The organism is Candidatus Amarobacter glycogenicus (genome assembly GCF_016704105.1).
Classification (GTDB): domain Bacteria; phylum Chloroflexota; class Dehalococcoidia; order Tepidiformales; family Tepidiformaceae; genus Amarobacter; species Amarobacter glycogenicus.
This window is the reverse complement of sequence record NZ_JADJAT010000019.1, coordinates 191,853-218,056: the sequence shown is the minus strand read 5'-3', so window position 1 is coordinate 218,056 and position 26,204 is coordinate 191,853. Positions and strand designations below refer to the sequence as shown.

Below are 26,204 nucleotides of genomic sequence, written 5' to 3'. Positions count from 1 at the left end.
CGGGAGTATTGGTCGGGATCATCTGCAACGAACTCGGAGTCCCAAAGCCCTGACAGGTCGCCGCCGCCACCGTCCATGGGCACGCAAAGACTCTGCTCAGGCGGATCTCGATCCAGTTCCCGGTTGTCTCCATGACCCCGCCCTGCAGTCACTGAGTGCCAGTACCGATGGGTGTGGGCCGCGCTCCCTTTTAGGTGCCAACCGGCGTAGAGTTTAGGCGATGTCTGCCGAAGCCCGCAAAGGACCGCGCTCCCGGTACCGTCTCTATGACTGGGATGCCATCGCCGGCATCTTCGCCGCCTGTGCGGCGCTGGTGCTCCACCTCTTGCACGTCATCGAAACCGATGTCCTGCTGACCATCGCGCTCGTTGCCATCGCCCTGTTGTTGTTCCGCGATCTTCGTCGCGAAGCTCAGGACGAATTGCTCGTGGAATCGGTCAAGCATAATGAAGCCACGCTGGATGGCATTCTCGCCAGGCTCGGCAAGCCCGACGTAATGCTGGTCGGCCCTCGTTCGTTGCGCTCTGCCAGCGAGGCGTTCGCCCGGGACGCGCGGGGCGAAATGGTCTGGTTCAACGTTTGCCTCCTCATGTTCCGTCCCCAGGCGTTGTTCGATGCGCTCCTGGCGCCGGCGCTGGTGAACCCCAAAGTCGTCGCTGTCCAATTCGTCCTCGACGAGTCGGAGCGCGAGGCATGGGAGACACAGGTGCTTCCTAAGGCTCAGGCGACTGGCTTCGGAACCAAGCTGCGCGAGCCGCGCTGGGTACCGCTCAAACAGGAGGCCGTCTCTTTCATCCTCGCGGACACCGATGCAGGTTCAACCGAGGCGCACCTGAGCTTCTGGGGAGAGCCTTTTATGTCCCGGCAGCCGGGATTCGACATCCCGCGCTACGTCTTTCATGTCCAAGCCCATTCAGATCTCGTCCCCCAGCTGATCGAAATGGAACGGCGCTACCGGGCGCCGCGCTGACAGTCCCGGGCCTCCGCAGTGCCGTTCCGCCGCGCTGCTTCATGTCGTTCCGGACCGCCTGCAAGCCTGCTAGATCCGCCGCTGTCGTTGTCTCCACTTCGCCCGGGGGGGCATCGAGTTCCGGGCTCCCGTCCAATTCATGTCCGGCCCCGACTCCCGGGGGAGTTACGGTCAGCGCGCGAGGATGGCGGCTTCCCAGGCTTCCTTCCCGAAGCCTCCCGCGTCTTCCTGTATCACGCGGCCGCGCATGTGCCGCTCCCGCGCGGCGTCGTATACATCGGCGATGTGAAGCCCGACGGTGCTCCAGCGGAAGCGCTCGACTGAGCGTTGGGCGGCCCGGCTGAAAGTTCGCCCGGAGTTCTGGGTTGCCCAGGAGGACTTCGAGCTTTTCGGCGAACGGGCCGGGGCAGCGCCACGGGATCAAGTAGCCGGTGACGCCATCGATCACCGTCGAAACAAGCCCACCCACACGTGATGCAACCACCGGGGTCCCGCACGCCATGGCTTCGACCGCTACCAGCCCGAAGCTCTCGTAGTAGCTCGGCACCACGCAGACGTCCGCAGCCGAGTAGTACCACGGGAGCACATCGTGGGAGACGGCGCCTTCGAAGCGGACGTTCGCGCTGATCCCGGTGGCGGCGGCCTGGGCCTCCAGCTCTGCGCGCATGCTCGCGGCCCGTTCATCGCCGCCAACGATGAGGAGCGTGAAGTCGCGCCGTTCGAGTTCCGCGACGGCATCGACGAGGATTTCGACGCCCTTCAGTTTCTCCAGCCGGCCTACCCAGAGCAGGACCGGGGCTTCCGCCGGCAGATCGAGCCGCTCGCGGGCGATGGAGCGGTCGCGTGGTTGAAAGAGATCCAGGTCGACGCCGCAAGGCACGGTGTGCATGGCTGCCGGGTCGGCGCCGTAGTACCGCTCCAGGAGGAGCCGCTCGTGGCTGCTCGCGGTGACGATGGCGGTGGCGCGGCGCGCGATGGTGCGTTCGTGCCGGATGCGGAGCCTCGGCTCCTGCTCGCCGAAACGCGCCCGGTTCTTCACTTCTCCAAGGGTGTGGAACATCACCACATGGGGCAGGTCGAGTTCGCGCGCGAGGAGGGTGCCGGCCCAGCCGCTCTGCCAGTAGTGCGAGTGGATCACGTCGTAACCGCCCGGCTGCTCCTCTGCGAAGCGCTTCATGTTCCGGTGGAACTCCGGGAGATGGCCGACGATCTCTTCCTTCTCGATCGGCGTCGGCGGGCCGGCTTCTATCCGGACAAGGCGCAGGTTCGGCGCGACTTGCTCGACGCGCGGTAACTCGCCGTCCAGCCGCGTGAAAATATCGACCTCGTATCCCAGGCGCGCGAGCTCCCGGGAGAGTTCGAGGACATAGACGTTCATGCCGCCGGTCTCGCGGCCGCCGAGCGGCGCGAGCGGACTGGTGTGGGCCGAAACCTGGGCGATGCGCATTCCGGTCGTTCTAGCTCCGTGGGTGGCCCCGGTTCAGGCGGGGAAGATCCATTGTGCAGGATCGCGTCGCGCGCCACCACGGGCTGTCCAACTCGTTACCATTGTCCGATGCAACCGTTCCGCATCGCGCTCTGCCAGGTCCGCGCCGGCGATATCGAAGAACCCGAGCGCAACCTCCAGAACATCCTGCGCGCCCTCGATGCGGCCGGCGAAGCCGGAGCCCAGCTCGTCGTCTTGCCGGAGTGCTCCTATCCGGCCTACTACCTCAAGAATGCGAGCCCGTACGAACGCGCCGACGTCCGTGACTTCGAGGAAGTCTCAGCCCTGTTCGCCGACGCCGCTCGGCGCCACGGCTATTGGCTTGCCGCCGGGATGGCTGTGCCCCACTCCCACGGGAAGCTCACCAACAGCGCCGTTGTCTTCGGTCCGGACGGCGAGGGCCGAGGGCGGTACGACAAGAGCTTCCTCTGGCACTTCGATAGCAACTGGTTCGAACGCGGTCGCGAGTTCCCGGTTTGGGATGCAGGGTTCGCGCGCTTCGGTGCGCTCATTTGCGCTGACGGCCGCCAGCCCGAGATTGCGCGCTCGCTCGCGCTTCATGGCGCCGAAGTCATCCTCGACCTTACGGCCTGGGTTTCGTCCGGCCGCGAGTCAGCGCAGCTTTCAAACACGCAGTGCGAGTACTTCATGCCGGTCAGGGCGTTCGAGAACGGCGTCTGGGTCGCCGCCGCCGACAAGTGGGGAACCGAGGCCGGCTCCATCGTGTATGCCGGGCGCTCGCTCGTTATCGACCCTTCCGGCGTCACGCGGGTCTGCGCCCCAAGTGACGAAGAGTCGGTGGTCGTCTACGACCTGGAGCCGATGGTCGTCGGCATCGTGCCGAGGCGCCCTGCCCTCTACCGGACGCTCGGCGAGCCGGCGGTCGGGCAACCGACTATGAAGGTGCTTTCGGAGCCGCTTGTCCCGGCGCTGGCGAACCGTCGGGTCGCTGTAGTCCCCTCGAACGGTACGTTCAACGCCAGCACCATTGCCGCGAGGTACCGCGAACTCCGTGCCCAGGACGCAGACCTCGTGGTTTTCGGCGGCGAAGATGGCCCGGAAGGATGGCAGGTCGAACTGCCTGCCCTCGAAGCCGCCGTCCGCGAGGCTGGAGGAGCGCTCGTGCTCGGAGTCGCCACGACCGGCTGTTCCGCGCACCAGTCGACTGTCCTGATCACGCCGGAAGCAACGATCGAACATAACGCCACGCACGGGCGGGGTATTCAGCTCGGAGCCGCGCCTTCGCCAGTCGTCCCGACGCCCGTCGGAAATGTCGCGCTGATGTGTGGGGACGAAGGGTTCGTCCCCGAGGTCGCCCGGGGCCTCATGCTCGCAGGGGCCGACCTCGTCGCCTGGGCGGCTTTCCGCCCCCACCCGATGCTTGACGCCATCGTTCGGACGCGCGCGGACGAGAACCGGATCTTTGTCGCGGCAGCGTGGGAAGACGCAGCGGTCGTCGCTGGCCCGACCGGCGCGCTGCTGGCGGTTTCGCCGCGCGGCAGCGCCGTAGCCATGACGGCGACCGTGAACAAAGCGCTCTCGAGGATGAAGGAGATGGCCCCGGGGACGGACGTCGTGCGGAATCGCTTGCCCGAAGCCTACGGCGCGCTGCTCCGCTAAGTCCTAGCGGAATTCGCTCGCGAGCGAGAGGACGTTCTCGATGTACTGGTACGTGTCCTCGAACATCCCGTTGATCTCGATGCTGCGCCAGCCCTGGTAGTAGAAGGCGAGAGCCAGTTCCACGTCCCAATCGGCCTGGGCCAGCATATGCGCGAAGACCGCCGTACCCAGGCGGACGTTGTCTTCAGTGCTTGTCCGCCAGTTCGTCGCGTCGGGCGCCAGGTATTCCAGCCCCCATTCGGCCGTGGGCGCCATCAGCTGCATCACGCCCACCGCACCGACATGGCTGGTCATCGACTGGTTCCATCCGCTTTCGAGCCAGGCGAGTCCGAGGATCAGCGACTGGTCGACACCGAATTCGTTCGCCGCCGCCCGGAGGATCCATTCGGTTTCGCCCCGGCTCAGCGGCGCGGGGGCGTAGTGCGACATCGGCAACGAGAGTTCCTGTCCCTCGTAGATGTAGTCGGCGTCCTCGAGTCCATTTCGTTCGAGCAAGGCGGCCAGGGTGAAGCCGTAGTCATCGGCTATGGAGGAAAGGGTCTCGCCAGCAACCACCACGTGCACACGCTCGGTCGGCGGCGCCACGGCCGGTCCGCCGTCGCCAATGGTCAGGACCTGGCCGGCGAAGATCCGGTCCGGGTCGTCGATGCCGTTAGCCCTGGCCAGGGTCTCCGCGCTGACGCCGTACTGCTCGGCGATCGTTGAAAGCGTGTCGCCAGTCTGGACGGTGTGCGTCTGGGCGTAGACGAGTGAGACCGGCAGCGCGGCAGCAAGCACCAGCATGGCCATAAGGCCGCGCCGGAACGCTCCTCCCGTCGCCACCGGATGCGGGGTGTCCGGTAGCATAGGTCGTTGATAATCGACGATCGTTATCGTCAAGCGCAACCCCGGGTCAGGGCGCTGGCAAGAGCAGCCGGACGGTACAACCGGCGGGGGACGCCCGGATTTCGACGAATCCGTGATGGGCTCCCATGATCCCGGCGGTCGCCGGCAATCCGAGCCCGCGTCCCGCCGCCCGGGTGCTCGCGAACGGCTCGAACAACCGGCCCGCGACTTCCGCAGCGATGCCAGGTCCATCATCGGCAATCTCGATCACCACATACCTGCCTTGTGGCGGCCGTCCGGGTGCGTAGGTCGCTCCGGCCTCGGCGATGAAATCCGTCTTCATGGCAGTCGACGCGCGTACCGTACTGCCGGCTTCGAGGGCATTCGTCAGCACGTTCGCGACCGCCTGTGCCAGGGTCCCGGTGTCGGCGAGCAGTTGCGGCAGGCCCGGCGCGAGGTCGCTGGTCACCCGCCGCCGCTCCCCGGGAGGGAGCTGGTCCAGCACGGTTTCCACCTCTGACGAGACATTGACCTGCATGAGCGCATGGTGCCCGTGTCCACTCAGGGCAAGCAGGTCCCGCACGAGGCTGGTGGCGTCGGAGGCCGAGTTCACGATTTCCCTGAGGCTCTCGGCGCTTTCTTCCGGGAAGCCTTCCGGAAGCCCGGCGAGGTAGGCGTTCCCCACGATCGACGCCAGGGAGTTGTTGATCTTGTGTGCAACACCGGCAGCGAGGGACTGGAACGCTTCCGCCGTCCGCGATGCAATGATGGCTTTTGCCGCCGCGCGCTCCTCGCTAAGGTCCCGGTAGAACGATGCCCTGCCCAGGACCTGGCCTCTTGAGTCGCGAAGCTGCTTGGCGTGGAGACCAAGCGTCCGGCCATCGGCCATCGCCAGTTCGCCCTCGAACAGTGCGGCATGGTCTGGCAGAAGCGACTGCGAAACGGCAAGCAGGTCTTCTCCACCCAGGACTCGCGGCGCCAGCTCTCGAAGGCGCTCGTCCGCAGACAGCCTGGTCCACGGCTCACCGACATCCCACATGTCGAGGAAGCGCGCGTTGCAGTGGATCACGTTGCCCTCGGGGTCGACCACCACAATGCCTTCGGGCGAATGGGTCGACACCGAGGCGAGAAGGCTCGCGGCCGCACGTGCCTTCTTGTCGGCGTTCGCCTGCTCGGTGACATCGCGCGTGGTGTAGCTGAATCCGAACGGGGTCACTCCGTCGAGTGAGAGCGTTGAAGACCGCACTTCGAGGACCGTGTGGTTCGACATCTCCAGGACCACCATGTGCGGCGAACCGGGCTGATGCCGCACAAGCGTGAAGAAGTCGAGGAGGGCGCTGGGATCGGTCAGCCGCGTCTGGGTGATCGCCCAGCGATCCTTGAACGGACGCCGGAGGTCGGCTTCGGAGAGCCCCCAGTGATCGAGGTACCGGCAGTTCACGTAGAGCGTGTTCCCCCTGCCATCGACGACGAGTTCGCCGTCGGGGGAGTCATCGAAGATCGCGCGGAGGATGGTGTGGGTCTGCTTTGCCGAGGGACTCACGGAGATCGGCGTCACACCCGCGAAAGCGCGCAGCCCACCGTCGCCGGTCTCTACCTCAATCGTCCAGAAGCGGACCCTGGTCAGGCCGCGGCCCGGGATGACGACGTCGGCCTCTCCTGTTGCCGTCCCCTGAGCGATGCGCTCGGCCCGGATCTGAAGCTGTTGGCTCTCCCCGTCTGAAAGCAAGGTGGCGATGTCGCTCGCGAGGAACTCAGCCCTGCCCATCCGCATCAGCTCAAGCATGGGTCCGTTGACATCGAGCATCGCGCCGTAGCCATCGGTGATGAACATGGCCTCGGTGGTCCGGGCAAAGAGCAATTCGAAGCGGCGCAAAAGTCGCTGTTCGACACCGCCCACGTTGGTGCTGGTGGCAACCGGCTGGCTCAAGGGTTCGCACCCGGTGGGTTGGTTTCCCGCCCGCCTGTTGGCTCCCGTTAACGTATTGCGAACGCGGGATCCAGGGAATCAGGGATCTCCCGGATCGGAAGCCTCACACTCGGCACCGTTCTTCGTGCCCGGAATTGACTAGCGGACCGGCGCCTGGAGGGTGATCCGGGTGCCGGCCCCGGCCGCGCTCTCCACTTCCAGTGTCCCGCCGGCATCTCGGGCACGCTCCCGCATAGACTGCAACCCAAGGTGGCCGGGAAACTCGCCGTCGACGTCGAAGCCCTGGCCGTCGTCGGTGATTTCGAGGCGGAGCTCGCTGTTCTCGACCGAGAGCGTCAAGTCGATACGGGTCGCGCGGGCGTGTTTCACCGTGTTGTGCATCGACTCCTGGGCGATGCGGTAGGCAGCTTCCTTCAGGTCCAGCGAGACCTCCGGCTCGTCGCAAAGGTGCGCGGTGACGCTCACTCCGTAACGCGCCTGGGTGGCCGCCACCTGCCGCCCGATCGCTGCCACGAGCCCCTCCTGGGCAATGGACTCGGGCCGCAATTCGAAAATGAGGGCCCGCATCTCGGTGAGCCCGGCCTCTGCCAGCGAGAGCACGTAGTCGAGTGGTTCAGACACGCTGGCGGGCGCGCCATCGCCCAGCCGGCGGCGCGCCGTCCGCGCGCCCAGGGCGATGCCATAAAGAGCCTGTGAGACCGAATCGTGCAACTCGCGCGCCAGTCGCTGCCGCTCTTCCAGCGCCGCCGCCGCCGAAGCACGTTCGTAGAGGCGGGCGTTCTCCACAACGAGGCCGGTCTGATCGGCGACCGCTTCAACGAAGGTGCGCTCCTCCTCATCGGGCCCGGTCTTCCCCGGATAGCCGAGCACCAGCACGCCGAGGGCTTCGTTGGCATAGCTGATTGGAGCGAGGAGGACCGAGTCCCAGCCGGCGTCGCCGAAGTGCTCGCTCACGCCCGCGTAGCGTGGGTCGTCGATCCGGTCGCTCAGTGCCTCTGCGAGATAGATGGTCCGCCTCTCGGCCATCGCCCGGAGCGCGGCTGTACCCCCGCCCTTATCGAAGGTGGCTCGCATGGCTTCGCCGAACCCATCCGGGACCCCGTCGGCACCGAGCATTCGCATCCCGCCGCCGGGGCCGTCGTCCAGCGCCACGGCGCAGGTGACCGCCGTGGTGGCGCGGACGATGTGGGCCGCCATGCGGTCCATCAGCTCCTGTAAGGAGAGTTCGAGGGAGAAGCTGGAAGCGATGTGAGTGAGGGCCTCCAGTTGCCGGACGCGCTTCTCGGTCTGGGCGAATAGCATCGCGTTCTCGATCGCGGTGGCCGCCTGCCGTGCCATCGCCGTGATCAGCCCGACCTCTCGCTCGTCGGGCAGTTCTCCCGGCCGGTAGTAGGTCTCCAGCGTGCCCAGGTCCCGGTCCCCGTAACGCATCGGCACGATAACGATGGCATCCCACTCAACGCCCGCTACTTTTTCGCCCAGGCGCGCATACAACGGTTCGCGTGCGATCCCGGCGCGCACCCCTTCGATGATCACCGGTTTGTGCGACGCCAGCGCCTGCTGGTTGGGTCGAGGTGCTCCCTTCCGGATCGCATCATCGATGGCGGCAAAGAAGCCTTCCGGCAACCCCACTTCGCCTCCCAGCGCCAGCATCCCTGCGGAATCGACCGTGCTCAGCGAGGCTGCGACCGCATGTGTCGATTCGACGACGCGCTGGGCGACGGACTTGAGCGTCGCCTCGACCGACTTCTCGAGGTCCAGGGACGTCGCCACCCGCGAGAGGGCGGTCATCTCGGCCGCGCGCCGCTCCGCTTCCGCGAAGAGGCGCGCGTTTTCAATTGCTATCGCGGCCTGGTTGGCGATGGCCATCCCCAGGCTTGCCGAGGCTTCGCTGAACGCGCCCTCTTCGTTGGAGGACACACCGATGAACCCGATGAACCGTCCCTTGTGGACCATCGGCAACGCCATCCACGCGACGACGTTGGCGAACGTGGTGTCCAGGTGAGCCCCGGTCACCCACCGGAAGTCGCGCGCGAACGCCGTTTCGCCTCGGACGTTCGCCACCACGATCGGCTTGCCGTTGAGCAGTGCGGAGAACGAGTGTCGCAGCCCTTCCGCGGTGAAACGGCGGGATTCGGCCGAAGACCCGGCCTCCCCGCGACCGCCGATGTCCCTTGCATAGCGCGTCACCAGTTCGTCGCCTTCAAGGACGAGGACTGATCCCCCCGTCGACGGCACGATCGCTGCCAGCTGGTCGAGCACCAGCGCGAAGAGTTCCTCGGTGTCCAGGGTCGAGGCGACGGTGTTTGACACATCAAGCAACAACGAGAGCTCACGTGTTCGCTCTTCCACGCGCCGTTCCAGCAGTTCTTGCTGCTCGACCTCCTCGGTCACGTCCCGGATGACCGAGAGGATGTGCGGCCGCCCGAAGTACGTGGCGCGAGTCGCGAACACGCTCGACATGAACGTGCTGCCGTCCTTGCGGACGCTCTCGGCCCTAGTCCGGAAGGGGCGTCCTTCGGCAATCGCGGCGACCAGCGCTTCGCCCTTCGCAAGGGCCGGCGGATGCACGACGGTGAAGGGATCGAGCGCGTGCAGCTCATCCAGCGAATAGCCGTACATCTCCTGCGCCGCCTGGTTCGCATCCACCACCCGGTCCTCCAGGTCCGTGATGACGATGGCATCGCTCACGGATTGGAAGATCTGGCGCGTGCTTTCCTCGCGTTCCGCCAGCATCCGCGAGGTTTGTTCGCGCTCGGTGATTTCCCGAATGAGGGCATCGTTCCGGCTCCGCACTTCCTGGATCATCCGGTTGAACGAAGCCGCCAGGTCTCCGAGTTCATCTTTCGATTGCACGGCGATCGTCGCGTTGAAGTTACCGGCGGCGACCGCTCGTGTACCGGAAACCAACGCCTCGATGGGGGTGAGGAGGATCCGCCGGTTGAGCCACGCTGTACTGCCGAGGGCGACGAGGAACAACAACGCCATCGAGAGGATAATGAAGGCCAGCGTGCGGTTCCCTTCGGACTGGATCGCCTGGGTGACGCCGGCGGCTTCGGACGTCAGCTCATCGACCGGGGCGACCAGTGCCAGGCTGCCGCCGACAGGCTGGAACGGGGCATACGCCACGAAGTAGTCCCGGCCTTCGAAGGCGAACCTGGCGACGTTCGCGTTCCCGGCCTGCATGTCTTTCAGTGCCGCCGCGAACGAAGGGTTCGCGCCTTCCGCCGCCAGGCCCCGCACGAGTTCGTGCTTCCTTGTTTTCAGGAACTCTCCGGACTGGTCGACGTAGAACGCATACCCCCCGGGGCTGGGCGCGAGGCTATCCACCGTCTCCGTGAGCAAGTCGAGCGAAACGTCAACGCCGATGACGCCCCGATAGCCGGTCTGGCCGTACACCGGCGTGTAGGCCGTCATCACCAGGCCCTCTTGGTATTCATCCTGGTACGGCGGAGTCCAGAGCGTGGCTCCCGAAGGATTGCCCGCCGGCCCCATGTCCCCGTGAAGCGCGCCAAGCTGCGCACCGGTGATCTCGGCGTTGCGGAACGAGCCGGACGACGGGTAATAGCGCGTCACGCCGTCGAGTGAGACGAAGTAGATCGCAATCGGTCGGAATGCTTCGTCGATCAGCCCCGCCTCGTTGCTGGCAAAAAGCGCGCGGAAGAAGCCATCGAGGACGGCGGACTCGCGAGCGTCGGTCTCGACCCTGCCTTCAACTGCCGTCCACGCCGGGATTAGCAGGTCGCTGATCCGGCCAGGCGTGGGGTCGAAACGCGCACCGGTGCTTGCCTGTTGAAGACTGTCAGGCGCCAGCGGGGGAGCGCCGGCCCCGTATTCGGCCAGGAAACGGGCGGATTGCCGGCCCCAGTCGGCCCCGGGAAGCAACTGCAACGCCCCGATCGTCGCTTGCGAGGTGATGTTCTCCTGGAGGTGGCGCCGGCCTTCGCGTTCCAGCCCGTTTCGGCTTTCCAGGGCTGCGTCGTCCTGCGAGCTGTTGAACCCAACCAGGACCAGCACTGTCGTCGCCGCGCCGAGCAAGAGGATGAACAGCAAGAGCGAAAGGTTCAGCTTCGGACCGAGGCGCAACGAAAGCGATGACATGCGCTCGTTCCTTGCTCTGCGTCAGTCGAGCGGGCCGAGGCCGATTTGGCGGGCATAGAGCGCCGCCTGTGTCCGGCTCTGGACGCCGAGTTTGACGAGGATGCTCGAAACGTGCGTCTTCACCGTGTTTTCGCCGATGAAGAGCGCCCCCGCGATCTCCTTGTTCGCCTTTCCCTGGGCGAGGAGCCGCAGGACATCGGTCTCCCGTTCGGTCAGCGTCTCGGGGCTGTCGGGCGCGCGCACCTCCCGGACGAGCCGCGCCGCTGCCTGGGGCGAGAGCTGCACCTGGCCGTTCGCCGCCGCCTTGATCGCGCGAGTCAGTTCGTCGGCCTGGGTATCCTTCAGGAGGTAGCCGATCGCCCCCGCCCGTACGGCCCCCACGACAGAAGCGTCTTCGAGCACCGAAGTCAGGGCGATCACCTCCGTCTCCGGGACCTCCCTGCGGATGTGCCCGATCGCCGTGATCCCATCCATCACCGGCATCAGCAGGTCCATCAGCACGACGTCCGGTTTGAGTTGTTTCGCGAGGGCGAGCGCCTCGCTCCCGTTCTGAGCTTCGCCGATGATGTCGAACTCGGTGTCGTCTTCGAGGAACATCTTCAGGCCCTGGCGGACGACGGCGTGGTCATCGGCGATCACGATTCGGATGGGCATGAATCCTCCGGGGCAACCTTTCGGCGAATGCGTTGCAATTCCCGAACTATATCACCGCGAATCTCGCCAACCCTCCTCATCCTTTCGGCTGAGAGCGTCTCCCCCGAAGTGACTTGCCGCACCGCGACATCGGCCGCAGGACCTCGATCACCTACCCAGGTGGCTCGAACCAGGTGACCCACGGCTACGACAACGCGAACCGCCTCACAACTGTCACCGACTGGAACTCGAACTCCACCACGTATTCGTACGATGATGCGGGCAGGATGACGACCACGACGCTTCCTTCCGGCACAGACATTATCTCGAGCTACGGCGGCGGGCTAAGCAACGAGTTCGACTTCGCCGGCCAACAGACCGATGGGACCGGACTGCAGTACCTGCGGGCGCGGTACTACGACCCCGAGACGGGGACGTTCCTGAGCCGGGAGCCACTGGCGGATCGGCCTGATTGGCGTCACAACGAAACCTCTTTCGCCGCTGAGAATTCGTCTGACGTCATCGACCCGCGGCACGCGACCGTGAGAAGTTGAGAGTTGCGATGACGAAGGAACGAGAATTCCTACAGGCCCGGGCTGATATGAGGCCTGGATGAACCGGAACATCCAACACGCGGATGGTACTCACTTCGAAGTGAAAGACGACAGAGTCCACTTTTGCCACCGGTTCGGCTGCGCGAAAGTCAATCCCGAGGATTTGACGTTCGAGAAATGCACAGTAACGCCCGTCATGAACGTCAATCACCTCCGCGTTAAGTGTGAGAATGCCTTCGGAGCAGTGCTGTTGGACGAATACATTGCGCGGGAAACAGAAGAGTCCTGGGCCGAAAACTTGATCGAAAAGATGCTCGCGTATTGCGCAGGCGGAGCGGTTGTAGGGCCATCGGCGGCCTAGGAGGCGCGGTCGTCGGATGTAGCGTATCGGGACTAGGAGGCGATTTCGTCGCCGGACTGGTGAGAGAAGGCGTCTTGAAGGTGCTTGATTAGGAGGTTCGCGTGCGGCTCAATATTCTCGTTGGCACGCTGGCGGCTGTGTCCCTGGCGGTCAGTGTTGGGGTCTTAACCGCAGTCTTTCCTGACCTGCCTGTTGTCGCAGCGATCGCGTTGTGTTCCGGTGTGCTCCTCGCGGTTGGCTTACTGCTCAAGTCTTTCTTCCGCAAGTGCAGCTTGCCCTGAGACGGGCTACTAGTTGTAGTTCTCATGGCTGTTATTTACAGGCGTGAAGCGGGAGGCTGGTTCCCGAGGCTGGTGTGGTCGTGCGTAATTGTAGTCGTTGGGGTTGATCATGCTGGTCAGATTCTTGCGCCGAGGCGGGCGGACAAGGTGAGCGTCGCCCAGATGCTGTATTTCGACCTTTGGCAAGAACCTTGGGCGAACAGTCCGAACGAGGGTTCCCTCAATGGCCGGTTCGGGGTACGGCTCGCCTCAGAAGACCACGAACGGAGGCTCGAACCAGGTGACCTACGGCTACGACAACCTCAAGTCGGCCGAGTCTGTCACCGGCTGGAACTCGAACTCCACCACGTATGCGTATGATGGTGCGGCAGGATGACGACGGCGACGCTTCCCTCGGGCACCGGCATGATCTCGAGCTACGCCGGCGGGCTCAGCAATGAGTTCGACTTCGCCGGCCAGCAGACCGATGGGACGGGCCTGCAGTACCTGCGCGCCAAGTACTACGACCCTGCAGCGGGGACGTTCCTGTCGAGGGATCCGCTCCAATCTCCGGGCTGGGCGGGCCCGCAGTCCGCTCATGACGGTTCGCTCAACCTGCTCCGCCCATCCACCAAAGCGGCGTTCCCGTGATCGGGGACGCCGCTTCCTGGCCTGACCGGCCTCGCCACATCGGCCACGCCTTACAGGTGGTCGCTGAAGAACTGGGCGACGATCAGGACGAGTTGGTTCGCACTCGGGTTCGGCGTGCCGCCCGTTGGTGCGAAGCTGTGGCCGGCGTGTTCAACTCGTATGAACGTGACGTCGACTCCGGCCGTGGCGAGGGCCGCCTCGAAGATCTCGGACTGCGAGATCGGGACGACAGGGTCTTCTTCGCCGTGCAACAGGAGGAAGTCGGCATCGCCGCTGGAGACGTAGTTCACGGCACTGGCTGCCTGCAGCTCCTCCGAATACGGGTCGGCCGAACCGAAGACGCGCGTGTGGGCGGCGTTGTGGCCCGCCATGTTCGGGTCGCTGAAGTCGCTGGCGCCAAACATCGAGACCACGACGCTCACCTCGCTCGAGTACCCCTCGTAGCCGCCCACCAGGTCGAAGTCGCCGTCTTCGGCGGTACCGAGCAGGTTCACGAGTTGGCCGCCCGCGCTGCCGCCGATGGCCCCGATCCGGTCCGGGTCGATGCCGTACTCGTCAGCGTTGGCACGGATGTGGCGGATCCCGCACTGGACGTCCTGGATGTGCGCCGGAAACAGGTACTCAGGCGAGAGCCGGTAGTCCACGGCGAAGACCACGAAACCTGCCTGCAGCAGCGAAGAGATGTAGCGCGTACCTTCTCCCTGGCTCCGGCTCCCGGAGGTCCAGCCGCCCCCGTGGACATAGACCACCGCCGGCGCCTCGCCGGTGCTGGTGTGGCCGTCCGGGTAATACACGTCCATTTGGAGCTCCACTCCATCGACGGGTTCGCAGAAGGTCACGGTCTCATCCGGGACGGCCGCCCCTGGCCGTGGGCCGCGCGTAGCCGGGGCATCGCCCGAAGGGGCCGGTAGCGCTGCGGCGCTGGTCGCGCTCGGCGCACCGGTTCCGGTCGTCGCCGTCACTGCGGACACGGCCGGGGGCTGCGGTGCGGAAGGCTTCGCATCCGCCGCGCCGCCCCAGAGGCAAGCGGCGAACACCGCGCTTCCCGTCACCACCCCGACTAAAGCTACCAATCGAGCCTTCATTGCCCTGCTCCTTCGACCCCGGGTTCTTGCCGGGGTGCTTGCAGGGAGAATGGCCGGGACCACCCACGGGGTGACTCCGGCAGGTAAAGGCGTCTGCAGCTTCGTAGGAAGCCGGTGTGAGGCGATGGGAGTCCTTCTTGCCACTTCTGAAAGAGGTCCCCGGCGTCGCTCATGCCAAAGGGCTTTCCAGCGCTACGGGTAGCTTTCCACCGGCTGCTGGCGTAGCGCGGATGTCCGAGTGCCCGGCTTGGTCCACTTCGAGTCGGGGAGCGTGCCGAAGGTCACTGCCCGCAACTGGATCAGCAGGCACTTCTCGCAGTACATGGCGACTGTGCCTCGCGGTTGAAAACGGACTCGGCTGGAGACATGGCAGCCCATGCAGAGGAACGGGAACGAGTATCCCGGGACCTTTTCATTGAGGTTCGCCCCGCGGCAACGAGGGCAGAGTACCGGCTTTCCGACGATGCTGCGGATCATCTGGAACTGTTTCTCGTCATCGGTGAAGGAGAAGGCTGCGGCGCACAGGCTGCAAACGATAGGCTGGGTTTCTACGGACATAGGAAAGGCGACCTCCGGGTCTGTTGACTCCGTCGATCGATCAGGCGCGGTTCGCGGGACTGAACGAAGAAGTACACCCACCGTACCACAGCGAGGAATGAGCAGTTTTACATCTCGCATTGGTATGCTTTCGACCGGAATCGAGGACCCTTGATGCAGTCGGCGCCGCCCGGGCCTCCTGGTCGCTCCGGACCAGCCAGTCCTTTGTCCTCGCGGCTGGCCGTGTTTCAATACCGGCTCACCTTTCCCACCCAACATGGAGCCTGTCATGGACTTTGAGCTTTCGGAAGAGAACAAACTCATCAAGGACACAGCCCGCCGCATCGCCCGCGAGGTGGTCGCCCCGCGCGCGAAGGAACTCGATGAGACTGGCGAATACCCGCACGACTACTTCGAAGCGTTCAAGCAGGCAGGCATGCTCGGCATGGCCATCCCCGAGACGATGGGCGGCACCGGCAACGGCATCCTCCCGCTCTGTCTCGCCATCGAAGAAGTGGCGAAGTACGAATGCGGCGCAGGGCTCATGCTCGTCCTCAGCGGCCTGCCGACTCGGCCGATCATGTTCGGTGGCACTCCCGAACAACAGCAGAAATGGCTGCCCGCGCTCTCCGCTGGCGACCGCAAGGCCGCTTTCTGCCTCACCGAGCCGGATCACGGCTCCGATGCCGCCGCGCTCGAAACCCGCGCGACACGCGACGGCGACGACTATGTGCTCAACGGGAACAAGGTCTACATCTCCGGGGGCACCGTTGCCGACCAGCTCACGGTCTTCGCGCGGACGGGCGGCCCCGGTGCGAAAGGCATCAGCGCTTTCGTTGTCGATGCCCATGCCGCTGGCGTCCGCATCGACAGGACGGACGACAAGATGGGTGTCCGGAGTGTTCCGACGGCGCACTTCAGCTTCTCCGACGTGCGCGTGCCTGCCGAGAACCTGCTCGGCGGTGTCGAAGGGCAGGGATTCAATCACGCGATGCTCACGCTCAACTCGATGCGCCCGACCGTTGGCGCGCGCGGTGTGGGCCTGGCCGAAGGGGCTGCCGGTTACGCGATGGAATGGGCGCGCGAGCGCAGGGCCTTCGGCAACGCAGTCATCGATTTCGAAGCGATCCAGTTCATGTTCGCCGACATGGCCATTCAGATTGAGGCCGCCCGGAACCTCGTCTACAAGGCCGCATGGCTCGTCGATCAGGGGAAGTTCATGAAGGAGTACGCCCACAACCTCTCGATCGCGAAGGCGTTCGCGACAGAGATGGCGAACAAAGTCGCCTTCGACGCCTTGCAGGTCCTCGGTGCGCAGGGCTATATGAAGGATCATCCGCTCGAGCGGCACTACCGCGACGCCCGCCAGCTCACCATCGTGGAAGGCACGAGCCAGGTGCAGCGCGTGGTCATCAGCCGCGCGATGATCGACCGGTCGCTGGTCTACGGATAGATCGTGACTCCTGGTTCCTCTCGCGAGAATCCCGTCGTCCGGCCGACCGCACGAGTCCTGCTGCTCGATGAACGCGACCGCACCCTGCTCTTCACGGTGGATGAACCCGACATCGACACCGGCCTGCCGTTCTGGTTCCCCCCGGGCGGTGGTCTCGAAGCCGGCGAGACGCACGAACAGGCAGCAATCCGTGAACTGATGGAAGAAACGGGCCTCACCGTCCCGCTCGGCCCGCGGCTATGGAGTCGCCGCTGGCTCGGCAAGCTCGGCCCGAAGTGGTACGACGTCGACGAGGTGTACTTCTTGGCACGCTGCGGAGAACCCGTCATCACGGTCGATCGCTGGACCGAACTCGAACTCCATGCCATCAAGGAATACCGCTGGTGGTCGGTGGAACAGCTCCTGGAGGCGGATGCTGCCCGGACTGACGTCTTCGTCCCGCGCGAACTCCCGCGCCTGATGCCCGGGATCCTCGCAGGCGACCTCCCACCGGAGCCTTTCCTCGTCGATGTCGATGGCCAGGCTTGAGGCGAAGCCCCTAACTTACCAGACCACCTCGACACCCAATTCGGCGATGCGGCGGTCGCTCGTTACGAGCGCGATGCCCTCAACGATGGACTGCGCGGCAAGAATCCGATCCATCGGATCCCGATTCGAGTACGGAAGTTCGGCGGCGGCCAGGGCATGTTCCCGGGCGATGGGCAGCTCAGTCGCAGGGCCGAGCGCTTCCAGTTGCTCTACATAGAAACCTGCGACCGGCCGTCCGAGCGAAACGCGCCCTTTGTTGACGGCCATTCCCAACTCGAGCGGAATCACCACGCTCACTACAAGCTCGTTATCCGTGTCGGCCAGCGCTTCCCTCGCCCGCGCAGAGAGGCGGCGCGGCTCGAAGGCGGTCCAGAGGAAGACGTTGGTGTCTATGAGCAGTTTCAACCGGCGCGCTGCTCCCGCTGGATCCGCGTCACGTCCCCGTAGGCTTCAAGCGGGCGATACCATTCTGCGAGTTCTTCCTCGGACATCGGCTCGTAGAACGACGGATCGACCCGGATCTTCCCGGCCCATTGGCCAAACACTCGCTGTCGCTTCGGCGAGGTTTCCGCCGGAATCCCCGGCCCCAGCTTCGCCACCGGCTTCCCCCGGCGCGCGATCACAATGTCTTCGCCGCGCTCTACCGCAGCGATCAACTCTGAGAAGTGGGTCTTCGCCTCGTGAATGTTCACCTGTCTCATCATTGCATCGTACTTAGTCCACTGGACTTAGTCCACTTTGGGGATGACTACTCCTCGACCCGCGGCCGACCGCCCGTCTTTCACGTCCGTCACAGCCCGCCTGTAGCATGCCTCCAGTGACGGACGTCCCCACCACCCCGGCGTTCCCCGCTCCTCCGGCCCGTGAGCGCGGTTACATGTCGATCTCCATCGCCATCGGCTCGGGGGCTTTTCTCGCTAGCTTCGCCATGAACTTCTGGTGGCCCTTCCTGCCGCTCTACGTGCGCGATATCGGTGCCACCAGCGATGCGAATGCGCTCTTCTGGGTGGGCATCGCCACTTCGGTCCAGGGTGTCGCCCGGCTCGTTACTGGCCCCTTCTGGGGCGTCCTGTCGGATAGGTATGGGCGAAAATTGATGTACATCCGGGCCCTCTACGCCGCCACCCTGACGACGGCGATTGCGGCCGTCGCCCATGCGCCGTGGGTCATCGTCGTCTCGCTCACGATGCAGGGGCTCTTCTCGGGCTTCATCCCTGCTGCCATCGCCCTGACCAGCGTTTCCGTCCCCGACCACAAGCTCGACCGTGCGCTCGGCGTGGTGACCGCCGGGCAGTACCTGGGAGGGACGCTCGGCCCGGCCGCGGGTGCGGGGATGGCCCTCCTCTTCGGGTTTCGGGGTGCGATTGCGGCGAGTGCCATCCTCCCGGCCCTTTCCGCCACCTGGATCATCTTCGCGGTGCCGCGCGATGTTGTGACGGCTCGCGTTGCCCGTGTGGCGACGACCGCCGCCGGCAGCGGGCGCCGACTATCGGTCGACTGGGCTCGCGGGTTCAGCCGGACCTTTTGGGTCGCCGTATGCCTCTACTTCGGCCTGTTCGCGTTGAACCAGCTGATTCGGGTGGCCACGCCCATTGCATTGAAGGACATCGCGGGCGATGACCGCGCGAGCGCCCTTTCTGGCGCGGCCTTCACCGCCGCAGGGGCCGGGAGCGTGGTCGGGGTACTGGTTGTGGCACGCGCCATTGGCCACTGGACGGGTCTCCGGGGCACGCTGATTGCCCTCACCCTGTTCTCGGCACTGGCCGCGCCGGTCATGGCCTTCGGTGGCAACGAATGGGTCTTCATCGCCGGGCTCCTTGCCTTCGCTATCGCCAATGGCGCTTCGATGCCCGCTACCAATGCCATGATCGCCTCGACGGTCGACACCGCCAGGCGGGGGACCGCCTTCGGGCTGGCGAGCTCGGCCCAGGCGATAGCGTTCATGGTTGGCCCGATGAGCGCTGCCTACTTCGCCTCCACTTCGCTCACAGTGGGGTTCGCCGTCGCTGGCGCCCTGTTCGTTTTGCTCGCCGTTGTCGTCGCGCTCTTCTCCCGGCCAGTGGAATCTGCGGCTGAGCCTGTATCATGAACTGCTATGCCTACCGCACCTGCCAACGGAATCGAAATCTGCTACGACACTTTCGGCCAACCCGCGAACCCCGCGCTACTCCTCGTAATGGGGCTCGGCGGCCAGATGACCGCCTGGGAACCCGACTTCTGCGAGGCACTCGCAAATGCGGGCTTCCACGTCATCCGGTTCGACAATCGCGATACCGGGCTCTCGACCAAGATGGAATCGGCTCCGCCGCCGGACATCGGGAAGGCCATGACCGGCGACATGTCTTCGGCGTCCTACACGCTCTGGGATATGGCGGATGACGCCGTAGGGCTGCTCGATCACCTGCAGTTGGAGCGGGCGCACATCGTCGGCGCTTCGATGGGCGGGATGATCGTCCAGGCCATCGCCATTCGCCACCCTCACCGTGTCATCTCGATGACGTCGATCATGTCGACAACCGGGAACCCGAACGTTGGCCAGGCCACGCCCGCGGCCATGACGGCTCTGATGGCGCCGCCCGCCACCTCGCGGGACGAAGCCATCGAGCGCGGCAAGCAGTCGGCACGGATCGTCGGGTCTCCCGGCTACCCGGCGGGTGACGAGGTGGTGGCGGCGCGGATCGCGCGCGATTTCGATCGGTGCTTCTATCCCATTGGGGTCGCCCGCCAGATGCTGGCAGTAATGGCCACGGGCGACCGGAGCGAAGCGCTGAACACCGTGACCGCGCCGACGCTCGTCATCCACGGCGAAGACGACCCCCTCGTGACCCTCAGTGGTGGCCAGGCCACGGCCGCAGCGATCCCGGGGGCACGGCTGGTTACTTTCCCTGGCATGGGGCACGACCTGCCGGCGAGCCTGCGCGCGAAATTCGTCGAAGTCATTGCCGGGCATGCAGCCAGTGTCCCTGGCTAATACGAGGGCAGTCCCTGTTGGCCGGCGGATCGCGGTATACGGCCCTTCCGGCTCAGGTAAGTCGACCCTCAGCCGCCAGCTCGGCGAGACGCTCGGGCTCCCCGTCCTTGAGCTCGACTCGGTTTTCCACGCCTACCCCAACTGGGTCGATCTGGACCGCGAAGCCTTCCGCGAAAAGGTGAGCGCCTACCTGGCAGAACACCGCGACGGCTGGGTTCTCGACGGTAACTACAGCCATGTCCGCGACCTCGTCCTCGCCGAGGCCGATACCGTCATCTGGCTCCGGCTGCCTTTCCATACGGTCTACCGCGCGCTTGCCTGGCGCACCGTCTCCCGGTCGTTTCAGGGCTCCGAACTGTGGAACGGCAACCGTGAGTCGCTGCGCCAGACGTTCTTCTCTCGCGAGTCCATGCTCGTTTGGGGCATCGCCGCCTGGCGCAGCCACCACCAGGTCGTCGGCGACTCGTTGCGCACCACGCACCACCGCGCTCGTGTCTACGTCCTCCGCTCGCGCCGGCAGGTCCGCTACCTGCATCGAAATGCCGCGCCCGCTTCGGATACGATTGCTGGGCACCAGGCAACAGGAGACTGACCAATGGAAACCGTCCGAGATGGTGACCTCGAAATCGTAATGGCCGGCCCGACCGGCTATGGGAACAATGTTTTCGTCGTGATCGACCGATCGAGCGGCGAAGCAGCGTTCATCGATGCCCCCGGTGAGCCCGATGTGAACGTGGCCGCGGCCGTGGCCGCAGGGGTAAACCCCGCGAAGATCCTGCTCACTCACGGCCATTTCGACCACACACCAGCAATCGAAGCCCTGAAGAAGAAGTTCGGCTCCCGGCTGTACGCCGATGGCGCCGAGCCGGGGCTGAAAGACGGGCAGCTCGATGCCGCGGTCAAGCACGGTGACGAAGTGAAGGTCGGTAATCTGGTCTTCCGCGTCGTCAGCGTTCCTGGACATACGCCGGGCAGCACGGCCTATGTCTGCGGCAAGCATGCCTTCGTCGGCGACACGCTCTTCCCAGGGGGGCCAGGGCGTTCGAAGGACAACGCTGCCCTTCAACAGGAAATCGCATCGATCACCCGTGAGCTCTTCGTCCTCCCAGACGACACCACGATCTGGCCGGGCCACGGCGCCATAAGCACGATCGGTGCGAGCAAGCAGGAATACGCGGTCTTCGCCGCCAAAGAGCATGCCACCGACCTTTGCGGTGATGTGAGCTGGCTCGATTCGTAGGTTCCGAGGCCTGGTGGCTCACAACTCCACCACCACGTCGGCGAAGCGCTCGACAAACCGGCGGTCGTGGCTGACGGCGAGGATGGCGCCGACGTAGCCGTCCAGCGCCGCCTCGAAGGATTCGCGACTTTCCAGGTCCAGGTGGTTGGTGGGCTCGTCGAGGATGAGCAGGTTCGCACCGCCGCGGACGATGAGTGCGAGGCTGAGGCGCCGCCGTTCTCCATAGCTCAGTAGCGAAATCCGGGTGCGCACCTGGTCGTGGCCGAGGAGGAAGCGATGGAGGAAGTTGGTGGCCTCCGCCTCGGTCATCGGGGCCGTTTGGCGGAGCAGGTCCACCGGGGTCAGGCCCCTCCCCTGCGCGACCGTTGACGGATCATCCTGCTGCGCCAGGTATCCCACTTTCGCCGATGGGCTCAGTGAGACGGCGCCCTCGGAGGCCGGGTGCTCGCCGAGGATTGTCCGCAAGAGCGTGGTCTTTCCGCGGCCGTTGGGACCGTTGACGACGACGCACTCTCCCCTGTTCACGCTGAGTTCGAGGCCCTCGAACAGCCGCCGGCCGCCCGCTTCGAGCGCGAGACCGGTCACCGCGATGAGGCGGCTTGAGCCCCCTGCGGGGTTCGCCAGTTCCAGCCGACCATGAAACGCCATCGGTTTGGCGTCAGGCCGGGAGACATGCTCAGTGGACTCGAGTTCTCGTTCGAGACGAGCCTTCAGGGTGACCGCCCGGCGCGCGATTTTGAGTGCTTTCTTCCGTTTCGCGAAGTCGATCGTTCGGTTCTCGATGCCCTTCGCCCGCGTCTCGATCTTGTGGATCGCCTCTTTGAGTTGGGCCGTCTCACGCTCCTGGCGTTCGTAAGCAGCCTCCTGATCGGCGCGCCGCCGCTCCTTCTCCGCGATGAGGGCGCTGTAGTTTCCGGCGAATACCTCCGCTCTCTGCCCACCGGGCTGGAGTTCCAGCACCTGTTTCGCGCACGCATCGAGGAACGCGCGGTCGTGCGAGACCGCCACGATGGCCCCGCGGAATCCGCGGATCGCGCCTTCGAGCCAGGCGAGCCCGGCAACGTCGAGGTTGTTCGTCGGCTCATCGAGCAGCATCAGGTCCGGCGAAGCCGCCACGAGGTCGAGCAGGCCGAGCCGCGTTATTTCGCCGCCCGAAAGCTGCCCAAGCTTCGCCTCGGGGCCGATGTGCTCGATGCCGAGGGCAGCGCGCGCCGCGCCGAGGTCGAACTCGGCGCTGGCCGAGATCCGCGACAGGAGTGCGTCATAGTCCGCCGAGAGGCGGTCTGTCTCAGCCGGGTCGCTCGTCGCGCCGATGGCGATGGCGAGGCGCTCAAGTTCGCGGGCCGCATCCTCCGAGGCGAACGCCCTCGGGAAGGCCATGGTCACAGACTCGCCTTCGCGCCCGGCGAAGCCCTGACTCAAGTAGCCGAAAGCCGCGCCCGCGACGAGCTTCACGGTGCCCCGGTCGGGCTCATCGAGCCCGGCGAGGATTCGCAAGAGCGTCGTCTTGCCGGCGCCGTTCGGCCCGACGACGCCCAGGAGTTCGCCGCGCTCGAGGTTGAAGGTAACGTCTCTCAGGACGGTGCGGCCGCCAAGTTCTCGGCCGAGAGCGGTAACGGACAACATGCCGGTTCTCCACGGGACATGCTCCCGCTCGGGATGGATCGGCTTTGGGACGAAGGACGCGGTCGGTGAGGGAGCGGGAGGTTTGGGACACACCGGGACACGGCAGGCGCTCATTGGAGGCCTTGCAGGTGTTCGCGCTTCGCCGGTGTCAGTCGACCAATGGAGACCTCTCGCGGTGGTGCATTCAGCCTACGTCATTCGGGACCGGCTTGTGAATCCACATGGCGGGAGGTGGGGATGCGGCGCCGGCGAATTTGCGTCCGTTCCGTTGGCCGCTGGCCCGGGCCTCTTCGGTGCCTGCGCCGGCGGACGTTCCCGTCCCTCACGGCCCGACTGGGGATTGGCACTCCACCAGGTACGCGGCACCGGCTCGCGTGAACCGCAGCCGTGAACCCTTCGCCAGCCCGCCTCTTCGGATGAAATAGTGCTGGTGCGGCTTCTCCGGCCCCCGGCACTCGCAGTCGCGCGCTTCGACTTTCACGCTCGCGGTTTCGCCGCTCTCGATGAGGCCGAACCGGCGGCCGATAGCTGGGAAAAACTTCAGGGCGGCCTTCTCGACAAGGACGTAGCCTTCGGCCGCTTCTTCCGAGGAGATCTTGCGTTCGTAGGCGTCTCTGGCCATGCCGCTCACCCCTCCAACAGTTCGACCGTGTCGCCCGGCCGCAGGGTGCCGCCGCGGATCACCATCGCGTACGCGCGGCTCCAGCCAGGGTGCAGATTGTGGTGGATGCGGTTCGAATCACGGTCACGGAAGGACCCGCGAATTGTCGTACATGGTGTGGTGAATCGCGTGACCTCGACCAGGACGTCCGGGCCGAGACGAAGGCGCGAACCGGGTAGCACGCTGTCCCAGTCGATGCCGCGAATGGTCACGTTCTCGCCGGCGGTACCAGCTGCGATCGGGTGACCCTCGGCCGCGAGCGCTTCGATCCGTTCAAGCGCGAAGAGACAAAGAGCGCGCTCAGGCCCACCGTGGACCTCCGGGTGAGCCACCTCGTCGCCGTCGATGCCGGTCTCTCCAACGAGCGCTTCCAGGACCGGGAGCTTGGGCACGCCGCCCCTCGAAACGTTGACCTGGACGATTGAGCCGAGCATGCGCTCGATTTTAGCGCCAAGTCGCCGAAGCGCCGAGGGTCTCTCTATCGGCATGGCGGCGGCGAAGTGGTCGCACTCCCGCGTCGATCGTAGGCGCGGTCGCTTAGCGAGGAGTCTCGATCCCGGCGAGCAGCTCGTTCGTGGCGCGAGTGATGGCGGCGACGGCGTCATTGAAGACGCCCTCGTTCTTCTTCGCCGGTGTCCGGTATCCGCTCACCTTGCGCACGAACTGGAGCGCGGCGGCTTCGACATCGGCCGGGGTTGTGGCGGGTTCGGCATTCCTCAGTTTCTTGATCGACCTGCACATGCCGCGGAAGGTAGCAGGTTTCCGGGTGCAGGTGTCAGCAACGGGCCGGTGCAGTCAGCACTCGCCACCCCGGTTGCGGTACACTTCCCGCGCCCCAACCCCAACCCGTCAGAGGTGAGACCGAATGTCCGACGCACCTCAAGCGCCCGTCACCGCATTGCTTGCCGAACACTGCCGCGGCATGCGTTTCGAGACACTCCCAGGGGAAGTCATCTTCTCGGCCCGGCAGTGTCTGCTCGACTGGCTCGGCGTCACGCTCGCCGGCGCCGGCGAACCGCTTTCGCGAATGCTTCGCGAGGATGCCCTCGCCGATGGTGGCAGCCCACAGGCGACGCTCATCGGCAGTGGCGAGCGGGTCACTGCCAAGCAGGCCGCGCTGGTGAACGGTGCCGCTTCCCACGCCCTCGACTACGACGATGTGGTGCTGGCCATGAGCGGACACCCTTCGGTGCCGGTCTGGCCTGCGTTGCTCGCACTTGCCGAGTGGCGAGGTGGCTCCGCCCGCGATGTGCTGGCGGCTTTCGTCGCCGGTTTCGAGATGGAGAGCCGTATCGGCATGCTCGTCATGCCGGCGCACTACACCGTCGGCTTCCACTCCACCGGGACCCTCGGCACCTTCGGTGCGGCAGCGGCCTGTGCCCACCTGCTCGGGCTCGACCAGGAACAGTGGCAACGGGCCCTTGGCATCGCTGGCGCCCAGGCTGCGGGCATCAAGTCGATGTTCGGGACCATGTGCAAGCCCCTGCACGCCGGTAAGGCAGCCGCCAATGGACTCTTCGCGGCACTTATGGCCGAACGCGGGTTCACCAGCAATCCCGAAGTCCTCGAAACGGCTCAGGGGTTCGCCGCCACCCAGACGACGTCTCCGAACGTCGAACGGGCATTGGCCGGTCTTGGCGAGCGGTTCGCGGTCCGCGACACACTCTTCAAGTACTACGCCGCCTGCTACGGCACGCACGAGACGATCGAGGGGGTGAAACGCATCGCGGAGCGTCAACACCTCGGCCCGGGAACCGTCGAACACATCGAGCTCGTCGTGCCGAAGGGCCACCTCGCGATGTGCAACATCCAGGAACCCGCCACGGCGCTGGAAGGGAAGTTCAGCCTGCGCTTCACCGCCGCGCTCGCCCTGGCCAGGGGCCGGGCAGGCGAGGAGCAATTCACCGATGAGGCAGTCCGCCAGCCCGACCTCGTGGCCGTCCGCGATCGCGTCGCCGTCGTCCCGCAGGAAGGCGACTGGGAACGCGGTACGCTTGTCTCCCTGCGCACAACCGACGGCCGTGAGTTCTCGGAACAGGTCAACCTGAACATCCCCGCTGCCGACCTCGATCAGCAGTGGAAACGGCTAGAAGCCAAGTTCCGGTCACTCGCCATCCCGGTGGTCGGCGTGGGCCAGGCGGAAACGCTTGTCCAGTGCGTCGCTTCATTCGAATCGGCGCCATCGGTTGCCGAACTGGTCTCGCTGGCCGCCCGGCCGGTCGTCGGTGTCGCATGAGCGACGCGGTCAAGTGGCGGAAAGGCAATCACTACGAGGAGTTCACGGTCGGCCAGGAGTTCAGCCACCACTGGGGAAGGACCATCAATGAAGGCGACAACAGCCTCTTTTCCTCGCTGACGCTGAGCTACAACCCACAATACTTCAACGCCGAATTTGCGAAGGCCCACGGCCATCCCGGAATCCAGGTGAATCCGCTCCTCGTGTTCCTCACCGTTTTCGGGCTGTCCGTCGAAGACCTGAGCGAAGCGGGTGGGTTGTTCCTTGGGGTCGAAGACCTGGGCTACGGCCCGCCCGTCTATCCCGGCGATACGCTCACCGCCCGCAGCACCGTCACGGACAAACGTGAATCCGACAGCCGCCCCGAATCGGGCATCGTCACCTGGCACACCCGCGGCTACAACCAGCGCGGCGAACAGGTCATCGAATTCCACCGCACGAACTTCGTAGCCAAGGGGAGGCCCCGCACGTGACCT

27 protein-coding genes are annotated in these 26,204 nt (G+C 65.4%); 14 read left to right on the top strand and 13 right to left on the bottom strand.

Annotation, left to right across the window (positions count from 1 at the left end; all coding sequences use genetic code 11):
* The first annotated feature begins 220 nt into the window (after positions 1–220).
* A complete protein-coding gene (locus tag IPG14_RS12305) occupies positions 221–970 on the top strand; it encodes a hypothetical protein (RefSeq protein WP_343392022.1) in 750 nt (249 codons plus the stop codon).
* Here the strand turns inward: IPG14_RS12305 and IPG14_RS12300 are convergent.
* The gene (locus IPG14_RS12300; protein WP_343392021.1) at positions 855–2,417 is read right to left on the bottom strand and encodes a glycosyltransferase; all 1,563 of its coding nucleotides are present in this window, start codon (positions 2,415–2,417) and stop codon (positions 855–857) included. The two genes, IPG14_RS12305 and IPG14_RS12300, sit on opposite strands and share 116 nt — an antisense overlap.
* A gap of 108 nt (positions 2,418–2,525) precedes the next feature.
* Here IPG14_RS12300 and IPG14_RS12295 point away from each other — a divergent pair, with 108 nt between their 5' ends.
* Complete coding sequence (locus tag IPG14_RS12295; RefSeq protein WP_343392020.1) at positions 2,526–4,076, top strand: nitrilase-related carbon-nitrogen hydrolase; 1,551 nt, start codon at positions 2,526–2,528, stop codon at positions 4,074–4,076.
* 3 nt (positions 4,077–4,079) lie between these two features.
* On the opposite strand, the gene IPG14_RS12290 is transcribed toward IPG14_RS12295, so the two are convergent.
* From IPG14_RS12290 to IPG14_RS12275, 4 genes are all read right to left on the bottom strand, one after another.
* Entirely contained in the window at positions 4,080–4,922 is an 843-nt protein-coding gene (locus IPG14_RS12290; RefSeq protein ID WP_343392019.1) for a LysM peptidoglycan-binding domain-containing protein, read from the bottom strand.
* A 46-nt stretch (positions 4,923–4,968) separates the two neighbouring features.
* Positions 4,969–6,831: a PAS domain-containing protein gene (locus IPG14_RS12285; protein ID WP_343392018.1), complete on the bottom strand. Its 1,863-nt coding sequence runs from the start codon at positions 6,829–6,831 to the stop codon at positions 4,969–4,971.
* Positions 6,832–6,969: 138 nt separating this feature from the next.
* Positions 6,970–10,932, bottom strand: coding sequence for a GAF domain-containing protein (locus tag IPG14_RS12280; RefSeq protein ID WP_343392017.1), 3,963 nt, complete (start codon positions 10,930–10,932; stop codon positions 6,970–6,972).
* A 21-nt stretch (positions 10,933–10,953) separates the two neighbouring features.
* A complete protein-coding gene (locus IPG14_RS12275) occupies positions 10,954–11,586 on the bottom strand; it encodes a response regulator transcription factor (protein ID WP_343387621.1) in 633 nt (210 codons plus the stop codon).
* 113 nt (positions 11,587–11,699) lie between these two features.
* On the opposite strand from IPG14_RS12275, the gene IPG14_RS12270 reads away from it, so the two are divergent.
* From IPG14_RS12270 to IPG14_RS12255, 4 genes are all read left to right on the top strand, one after another.
* Complete coding sequence (locus IPG14_RS12270) at positions 11,700–12,119, top strand: RHS repeat-associated core domain-containing protein (protein WP_343392016.1); 420 nt, start codon at positions 11,700–11,702, stop codon at positions 12,117–12,119.
* A gap of 58 nt (positions 12,120–12,177) precedes the next feature.
* A complete protein-coding gene (locus tag IPG14_RS12265) occupies positions 12,178–12,480 on the top strand; it encodes a hypothetical protein (protein WP_343392015.1) in 303 nt (100 codons plus the stop codon).
* A gap of 504 nt (positions 12,481–12,984) precedes the next feature.
* Positions 12,985–13,137, top strand: a complete 153-nt coding sequence (locus tag IPG14_RS12260; protein WP_343392014.1) for a hypothetical protein — start codon at positions 12,985–12,987, stop codon at positions 13,135–13,137.
* Positions 13,134–13,391: an RHS repeat-associated core domain-containing protein gene (locus tag IPG14_RS12255; RefSeq protein ID WP_343392013.1), complete on the top strand. Its 258-nt coding sequence runs from the start codon at positions 13,134–13,136 to the stop codon at positions 13,389–13,391. The genes IPG14_RS12260 and IPG14_RS12255 overlap by 4 nt, the downstream gene beginning before the upstream one ends.
* 50 nt (positions 13,392–13,441) lie before the next feature.
* On the opposite strand, the gene IPG14_RS12250 is transcribed toward IPG14_RS12255, so the two are convergent.
* Positions 13,442–14,476, bottom strand: a complete 1,035-nt coding sequence (locus IPG14_RS12250) for an alpha/beta hydrolase (RefSeq protein WP_343392012.1) — start codon at positions 14,474–14,476, stop codon at positions 13,442–13,444.
* Between the two features lie 192 nt (positions 14,477–14,668).
* Positions 14,669–15,034 (bottom strand): zinc-ribbon domain containing protein, encoded by a 366-nt coding sequence (locus IPG14_RS12245; protein WP_343386711.1) that lies wholly within the window; start codon positions 15,032–15,034, stop codon positions 14,669–14,671.
* Between the two features lie 268 nt (positions 15,035–15,302).
* Here IPG14_RS12245 and IPG14_RS12240 point away from each other — a divergent pair, with 268 nt between their 5' ends.
* Positions 15,303–16,466 carry an acyl-CoA dehydrogenase family protein gene (locus IPG14_RS12240; RefSeq protein WP_343386710.1) on the top strand — a complete coding sequence of 388 codons (1,164 nt, stop codon included), beginning with the start codon at positions 15,303–15,305 and terminating at the stop codon, positions 16,464–16,466.
* Between the two features lie 3 nt (positions 16,467–16,469).
* Positions 16,470–16,994, top strand: coding sequence for an NUDIX domain-containing protein (locus tag IPG14_RS12235; RefSeq protein ID WP_343392011.1), 525 nt, complete (start codon positions 16,470–16,472; stop codon positions 16,992–16,994).
* A gap of 15 nt (positions 16,995–17,009) precedes the next feature.
* On the opposite strand, the gene IPG14_RS12230 is transcribed toward IPG14_RS12235, so the two are convergent.
* Both IPG14_RS12230 and IPG14_RS12225 read right to left on the bottom strand, forming a co-directional pair.
* A complete protein-coding gene (locus IPG14_RS12230; protein ID WP_343386708.1) occupies positions 17,010–17,399 on the bottom strand; it encodes a type II toxin-antitoxin system VapC family toxin in 390 nt (129 codons plus the stop codon).
* Positions 17,396–17,695, bottom strand: a complete 300-nt coding sequence (locus tag IPG14_RS12225) for a type II toxin-antitoxin system prevent-host-death family antitoxin (protein WP_343386707.1) — start codon at positions 17,693–17,695, stop codon at positions 17,396–17,398. The genes IPG14_RS12230 and IPG14_RS12225 overlap by 4 nt, the downstream gene beginning before the upstream one ends.
* 116 nt (positions 17,696–17,811) lie before the next feature.
* Between IPG14_RS12225 and IPG14_RS12220 the strand changes: the two genes are divergently transcribed.
* The 4 genes from IPG14_RS12220 to IPG14_RS12205 are packed head-to-tail and all read left to right on the top strand — an operon-like array spanning position 17,812 to position 21,205.
* Positions 17,812–19,083, top strand: a complete 1,272-nt coding sequence (locus IPG14_RS12220) for an MFS transporter (RefSeq protein ID WP_343387627.1) — start codon at positions 17,812–17,814, stop codon at positions 19,081–19,083.
* A gap of 6 nt (positions 19,084–19,089) precedes the next feature.
* Complete coding sequence (locus tag IPG14_RS12215) at positions 19,090–19,965, top strand: alpha/beta hydrolase (protein ID WP_343386705.1); 876 nt, start codon at positions 19,090–19,092, stop codon at positions 19,963–19,965.
* Positions 19,952–20,557 carry an adenylate kinase gene (locus tag IPG14_RS12210; RefSeq protein WP_343392010.1) on the top strand — a complete coding sequence of 202 codons (606 nt, stop codon included), beginning with the start codon at positions 19,952–19,954 and terminating at the stop codon, positions 20,555–20,557. The genes IPG14_RS12215 and IPG14_RS12210 overlap by 14 nt, the downstream gene beginning before the upstream one ends.
* Before the next feature lie 3 nt (positions 20,558–20,560).
* The gene (locus tag IPG14_RS12205; protein WP_343386703.1) at positions 20,561–21,205 is read left to right on the top strand and encodes an MBL fold metallo-hydrolase; all 645 of its coding nucleotides are present in this window, start codon (positions 20,561–20,563) and stop codon (positions 21,203–21,205) included.
* A gap of 18 nt (positions 21,206–21,223) precedes the next feature.
* Here IPG14_RS12205 and abc-f read toward each other — a convergent pair whose 3' ends face one another.
* The 4 genes from abc-f to IPG14_RS12185 all read right to left on the bottom strand — a co-directional run bounded on the left by abc-f (position 21,224) and on the right by IPG14_RS12185 (position 24,233).
* Positions 21,224–22,831 (bottom strand): ribosomal protection-like ABC-F family protein, encoded by a 1,608-nt coding sequence (gene abc-f / locus IPG14_RS12200; protein ID WP_343386702.1) that lies wholly within the window; start codon positions 22,829–22,831, stop codon positions 21,224–21,226.
* Between the two features lie 322 nt (positions 22,832–23,153).
* Positions 23,154–23,453, bottom strand: a complete 300-nt coding sequence (locus IPG14_RS12195) for a hypothetical protein (RefSeq protein ID WP_343386701.1) — start codon at positions 23,451–23,453, stop codon at positions 23,154–23,156.
* Positions 23,454–23,458: 5 nt separating this feature from the next.
* Complete coding sequence (locus IPG14_RS12190) at positions 23,459–23,926, bottom strand: MOSC domain-containing protein (protein WP_343392009.1); 468 nt, start codon at positions 23,924–23,926, stop codon at positions 23,459–23,461.
* A gap of 103 nt (positions 23,927–24,029) precedes the next feature.
* On the bottom strand, positions 24,030–24,233 hold the full coding sequence (locus tag IPG14_RS12185) for a DUF2277 domain-containing protein (RefSeq protein WP_343387634.1): 204 nt from the start codon (positions 24,231–24,233) through the stop codon (positions 24,030–24,032).
* Between the two features lie 124 nt (positions 24,234–24,357).
* Between IPG14_RS12185 and IPG14_RS12180 the strand changes: the two genes are divergently transcribed.
* A complete protein-coding gene (locus IPG14_RS12180) occupies positions 24,358–25,728 on the top strand; it encodes an MmgE/PrpD family protein (protein WP_343392008.1) in 1,371 nt (456 codons plus the stop codon).
* The gene (locus IPG14_RS12175; protein ID WP_343386697.1) at positions 25,725–26,201 is read left to right on the top strand and encodes a MaoC family dehydratase; all 477 of its coding nucleotides are present in this window, start codon (positions 25,725–25,727) and stop codon (positions 26,199–26,201) included. The genes IPG14_RS12180 and IPG14_RS12175 overlap by 4 nt, the downstream gene beginning before the upstream one ends.
* The last annotated feature ends 3 nt before the right edge of the window (positions 26,202–26,204 follow it).